Origin of the sequence: Actinoplanes sp. NPDC051633 (assembly GCF_040681735.1) — a bacterium.
In the GTDB taxonomy this organism is placed as follows: domain Bacteria; phylum Actinomycetota; class Actinomycetes; order Mycobacteriales; family Micromonosporaceae; genus Actinoplanes.
Window position 1 is genome coordinate 1 of sequence record NZ_JBFAZH010000500.1, and the last position, 5,477, is coordinate 5,477.

At 71.7% G+C, this 5,477-nt stretch carries 5 protein-coding genes and 1 pseudogene; 1 reads left to right on the forward strand and 5 read right to left on the reverse strand.

Annotated features, from left to right (window positions below; genetic code table 11):
- A partial coding sequence (locus AB0M20_RS24960; RefSeq protein WP_364302040.1) for an NAD(P)H-binding protein occupies positions 1–371 on the reverse strand: 371 nt, incomplete at its 3' end.
- 83 nt (positions 372–454) lie between these two features.
- Here AB0M20_RS24960 and AB0M20_RS24965 point away from each other — a divergent pair.
- Positions 455–1,162, forward strand: a complete 708-nt coding sequence (locus tag AB0M20_RS24965) for a phytanoyl-CoA dioxygenase family protein (protein ID WP_364302042.1) — start codon at positions 455–457, stop codon at positions 1,160–1,162.
- On the opposite strand, the gene recQ is transcribed toward AB0M20_RS24965, so the two are convergent.
- From recQ to AB0M20_RS24985, 4 genes and pseudogenes are all read right to left on the reverse strand, one after another.
- Positions 1,145–2,953, reverse strand: a complete 1,809-nt coding sequence (recQ, locus tag AB0M20_RS24970; RefSeq protein WP_364302045.1) for a DNA helicase RecQ — start codon at positions 2,951–2,953, stop codon at positions 1,145–1,147. The two genes, AB0M20_RS24965 and recQ, sit on opposite strands and share 18 nt — an antisense overlap.
- The gene (locus tag AB0M20_RS24975; RefSeq protein ID WP_364302048.1) at positions 2,950–3,768 is read right to left on the reverse strand and encodes an alpha/beta hydrolase; all 819 of its coding nucleotides are present in this window, start codon (positions 3,766–3,768) and stop codon (positions 2,950–2,952) included. Before AB0M20_RS24975 ends, recQ begins: the two co-directional genes overlap by 4 nt.
- A gap of 19 nt (positions 3,769–3,787) precedes the next feature.
- Positions 3,788–4,699 (reverse strand): prolyl aminopeptidase, encoded by a 912-nt coding sequence (gene pip, locus AB0M20_RS24980; protein WP_364302050.1) that lies wholly within the window; start codon positions 4,697–4,699, stop codon positions 3,788–3,790.
- A gap of 54 nt (positions 4,700–4,753) precedes the next feature.
- Positions 4,754–5,477 (reverse strand): annotated as a pseudogene (locus tag AB0M20_RS24985) (gfo/Idh/MocA family oxidoreductase); the annotation flags it as partial.

Sequence of the window (5,477 nt, forward strand, 5' to 3'; positions counted from 1 at the left end):
GGTGCTGCGGGGGAGTCCTCGGTGATGTCGGCGTTGTCGCCGTAGGTCCAGATGCCGCCGGTGTGAACGTACGGGCGGCCCGTGCCGGCCAGCGCCCGGACGGCGGCGGCGCTCACCGCCCGGTCCATCTGCTCGCTGGTGCCGTCGTCGGCCGCGGCGGTGTGGATCACGCCGTCGGCGCCGGTGAACTGCGCGGCGACCCACTCCGCGTCGTACAGGTCCCCGACCGCGGGCGTGGCGCCGGCGGCCGCGACCTTGTCCGCGGAGTCGGACGAACGCACCAGCGCGGTCACCTCGTGCCCGTCGGCGACGAGACGCGCGAGCAGAACCGACCCGATGTACCCGGTGCCCCCGGTTAGAACGATCTTCATGCCTCGACGCTAAATCCGCGCCGGCCGTCACGCGCCGTGACGATGGACCCAAAATCCGTTGCGGCGGCCAGGAATATGGAGACGTGCCAGACATTCGCGCAGACGGATACACCGTCGTCCCCAGTGTGCTGACCGCCGGGCAGATCGCCGCCGGCCGGCGCATCGTCGCCGACATGCTCGCCGAGGACCCGCCGCCGGCGGACCGGACCGGCCCGTACTTCCTGTGGCCGCGGTTCGACGCCGATGGGCGGCTGCGTGACTTCTATCGCGACATCGATCTGGCCGGGCTCGCCGGCCGGGTGCTGACGCAGACGCCGGAGGAGCCGGACGCGGCCCAGGTCGCCGTCACTCTGCCGCCGTTCTCGCACCGCCCGGGCGGCCCGCACGTCGACGGGCTGACCCCGATGGCGCCCGACGGCCGGCCCGGCACGTTCTCGCTGCTGGCCGGCGTCTGGCTGACCGACCAATCGGAGACCGACCGCGGCAACCTCTGGGTCTGGCCGGGCACGCACCTGCGGTTCGGCGCCTATCTGGCGGACCGTGGCGCCGACGCACTCGTCCGGGTCGACGAGATGAACCCGGGCCCCTACCCCAAGATCGACCTGGGTGAGCCGACCCAGGTGACCGGCGCCGCCGGCAGCGTGCTCTTCGCGCATTACCTGCTCGCGCACAACATCGGCGGCCACGAGGGCGACGAGCGCCGCGAGACCATCTACTACCGCCTGCACACCCCGGGCCACCGCGAGCGCTGGCGCGACGTGGTCACCCACCCGCTACTCGAGCTGCGCTAACACCTGCTCGCCGAATTTCGCCAGCTTGCCCTGGCCCACGCCGCTGATCTTGCCGAGCTCGTCCAGCGTGGTGGGCCGGCTCGCCGCGATCGCCCGGAGCGTGGCGTCGTGGAAGATCACGTACGCGGGCAGCTTCTGCTCCTTGGCGACCGAGGCCCGCCAGGCCCGCAGCCTCTCGAACAGCGGCTCGTCGGCGGCGTCGAGCGCAACCACCGGCGTCGCCGAGCGCGTGGTGCGCGCGGGCTTGACCCGTTTGGCCTCCCGCCGCATCATCACCCGGCGCTCGCCCCGCAGCACCGATGCGCTCTCGTCGGTCAGCACCAGCGTGCCGTAGTCGCCCTCCACCGCGAGCAGGCCGGAGGCGAGCAGCTGGCGGACCACGCCGCGCCACTCGGACTCGCTCAGATCCGACCCGACGCCGAACACCGACAACTCGTGATGTCTGGACTGGCGGACCTTGTCGGTCTCCTTGCCCAGCAGGATGTCGATCGACTGTCCCGCGCCGAACTTCTGGCCCCGCTCGCGCTGCAGCCGGAGCACCGTGGACAAGAATTTCTGCGCGGGCACGGTGCCGTCCCACGACTCCGGCGGATTGATGCACGTGTCGCAGTTTCCGCAGCCGGTGTCGAGGAAGTCGTTCTGCGCGAAATACGCGAGCAGCTGGGCACGCCGGCAGGTGACCGTCTCGCAGAGGGCGAGCATCGCCTCGAGGTGCGCGGCCGCGTTGCGCCGGTGCGCCAGGTCGCCGTCCGAGCTCTCGATCATCTTCCGCTGCTGCACCACGTCGGCCAGCCCGTACGCCAGCCAGGCCGTCGACGGCAGCCCGTCGCGCCCGGCCCGCCCGGTCTCCTGGTAGTAGCCCTCCACCGACTTGGGCAGGTCGAGGTGCGCCACGAACCGCACGTCGGGCTTGTCGATGCCCATCCCGAAGGCGATCGTCGCGACCATGACGAGCCCCTCCTCGCGCAGGAACCGCGACTGGTTCGCCGCGCGTTCCACCCCGGAGAGCCCGGCGTGATAGGGCAGGGCCGGGATGCCGTTCTCGGCCAGGAACACCGCGGTCTTCTCCACCGAGGCCCGCGACAGGCAGTAGACGATGCCCGAGTCGCCCGCGTGCTCCGCTTTCAGGAACGACAGCAGCTGCCGGCGTGGCTCGTTCTTCGCCACGATGCGGTACTGGATGTTGGGCCGGTCGAAGCTGGCGGTGAAGTGACGCGCCGAGCCCAGCTGCAACCGGCGGGCGATCTCGTCACGGGTGGCGGTCGTGGCGGTCGCGGTCAGCGCGATCCGCGGCACGTCGGGCCACCGCTCGTGCAGCATCGACAGGCCGAGATAGTCGGGCCGGAAGTCGTGCCCCCACTGGGAGACGCAGTGCGCCTCGTCGATCGCGAACACCGCGATCTTGCCCCGGTCGAGCAGCCGCTGCGTGGCCGGCACGCTCAGCCCCTCGGGCGCCACGTAGAGCAGGTCGAGCTCGCCGCCGAGGAACTCCTGCTCGACGAGCTGGCGGGACGAATAGTCCTGCGTGGAGTTGAGGAAGCCGGCCCGCACGCCGAGCGTGCGCAGGGCGTCGACCTGGTCCTGCATCAGGGCGATCAGCGGCGAGATCACCACGCCGACGCCGTCACGGACCAGCGCCGGGATCTGGTAGCACAACGACTTCCCGCCACCGGTGGGCATCAGCACCAGCGCGTCGCCGCCCTCCACGACGTGCTCGATGATCTCCTGCTGCGGACCCCGGAAGTCCGCATAGCCGAAGACATCGTTGAGCACGTCCTTGGGAGAAGTCACCCCGCGATAGTAGAGACCTCGCCGGGGGAGCGGCCGGGCCCTGTGGACAAGCCGAGAACGGCTCGTGCCGTTTCCGCCGGCAACTCCGCCTGCGGGTAGTGACCGGCGCCGTCGATCATCACCACGTCGCCGCTCAACCGGCCGGCGATCAGGCGCGCCTCGGCCGCCGGGTCGGGGAAGTCCGGGTCACGCGTACCCATCACGACTCGGGCCGGGACCGACACCTGGTCGAAACGCTGCTCGCAGGGCGCGACGTCCGCGGCGAACTGCGCCCGCAGGGCGGCCATCCGGCCCGGCTCGGCGAGCTGCCGGGAGAGCTGCTTCTGCGCGGCGGCGAAGTCGGCCGGCCGGCCGCCCTTGAACAGGGTCGACCAGTACGCGAGCCAGAGCGGCCGGGACCGCCCGAGCGCCTTCATCACCAGGCGCAGCGCGGCGTTGGGCCGCGGCATCACCCGGGCGAACGGCCCGATCAGCACGATCCCGGAGAACGCCGACGGATCCTGCGCCGCGGCCCAGACCGCGGACGCGCCGGTGAACGAGTTGACCACCAGCGTGGCCGGACCCGCGTCGAGGTGCTTGATCAGCGCGAGCACGTCGGCGCCCGTGTCGGCGGGTGCATACGACGGCCACGCCGCCGACGAGGCGCCCTGACCGCGCGGGTCCATCGTGACGACCCGCCGGCCGGCCGCGACCAGCAGCGGCGTCAGGTGGCGGTACGTGGCGCGGTTGTCGCCCATGCCGGGCAGGCAGACGACCAGCGGGCCGCTGCCGGTGTCGTCGTAGGCGAGGGTGCCGAGGTCGGTCTTAAGTTCCATAGCCAATAAGCTACTGCCATTAGCCAAGCTCCGTCAAGACCTCGATCAGGCCGGCCTTGAGCGCGGGTTCGGTGCGCAGATGCCCGGCGTTGACGACCCGCAGGCTGAGCGCCGGGCCGTAGGCGGCGGCCAGGTCGTAGGCGGAGACCGGCGGCGTGCACATGTCGAAGCGGCCCTGCACGACGTGGCACGGGATGTCCCGCAGGGCGCCGACCGAGTCGAGGATGTGGTTGTCGGGAACGAAGCAGCCGTTGCGGAGGAAGTGCGTCTCGATGGCCGCGGCGGCCAGCGTGTTGGGATCCTCGGCGACCTCGCGCTCCAGCCTGGCGCCGTCGTGGTCCAGCGAGCAGAGCGTCAGCTCCCAGAGCGTCCACTCCTGCGCGTGGCGCAGGTCGCCGGCGGCGATCCGGTCGGCGTAGTACGAGGTGATCGCGGGCCCGCTGCCCCGGGACGCCTCGGGTACGAGCGACAGGAACCGTTCCCACTCGCGCGGGAAGTGCCGGCGCGGGCCGCCGGCCGCCACCCAGTCGTTCTCCTCGCGCCGGGTCAGCCAGACCGCCCACAGCACCAGGCTGCGCACCCGCTGCGGGTGCGCCAGCGCGAAGAACAGGCTCAGCGTCGAGCCCCACGACCCGCCGGCCACGTGCGCGGTTTCGAACCCGCGGTGCGTCATCAGAGAGTCGATGTCGCCGACCAGGTCGGCGGTGGTGTTGTGCTCCAGCGCGGCGAACGGCGTGCTGCGCCCGCAGCCGCGCTGGTCGTGGAAGAGCACGCGGTGCACGGCCGGGTCGAAAAGCGCCTTGTGCGAGTCGTTGAAGGCGGCGCCGGGCCCGCCGTGCAGGCAGACCACGGGTACGCCGTCCGGGTTGCCCCACTCCTCCCAGTAGATGGAGTGCCCGTCGCCGACGTCGAGGTGCCCAGAAGCGATCACCACTCGAACCTAGAGGTAGCCCTGGCGTCGGCCGGGCTGGGGAACGGCGATGCGTCAGTTCTGAGCCCAATCCTCGCGGGACGTCACCACCGTGCGACCGGTGTCCGCGGCCTCCTCCACGGCCAGCGCCAGGTGATGGTCCTGCAAACCCTCGGCCAGGGGGTACGGGGGAGGGCCGTCACCGCGGACCCAGGCCGCCGTCCGGGTCAGCAGGGTGGCGATCGCGATCTCCTCGTCGTTGAAGCGCCGCCTCGGGAACGGGTTCCGGAACAGCACCCGGTCGCCCAGCGTGAAGTGGTCGGTCTCGTACCCGTCCAGGTCGAGGTCGTATCCGATCTGCCGGCGCACGATCGGGGTGCGTGCGATGGTCCGCGGGCCGAGCAGCCGCACGACCTCGTCGTCGCGCAGCTCGCCGTGCGTGCCGCGGACCAGCAGCCGCCGGAAGCGCAACTGGTTGTGCCACTGGTTGTCGGTGAAGTCGTAGACGCCCGACCGCCCGTCGCCCCAGTCGGCCACCGCGATGATGGTGCCGGCCGGCCGGGGGTCGTCGTCGCCGGTCCAGCCGTCGCGGGTGAGCGGGTCGACCAGTGGCGCGGTGGTGCGCATCGCGCGGATGGTCGCCGGCTCGGCGCCGACGCCAAGGTGACCGCGCATGATCGAGATCGCGTGGTACATGTGGGTGGACGACACCTGCACCTGCGTCGGCGTGCCGATCACCCCGGCCCGGACCGCCTCGAGGCGGGCGGCGTGGGCGGGGACCATCAGGTACTGCTCGGCG

Bases quoted from the DNA above. Each gene is read 5' to 3' on its own strand.
- AB0M20_RS24975 (WP_364302048.1), bottom strand. From the start codon at position 3,768: ATGGAACTTAAGACCGACCTCGGCACCCTCGCCTACGACGACACCGGC.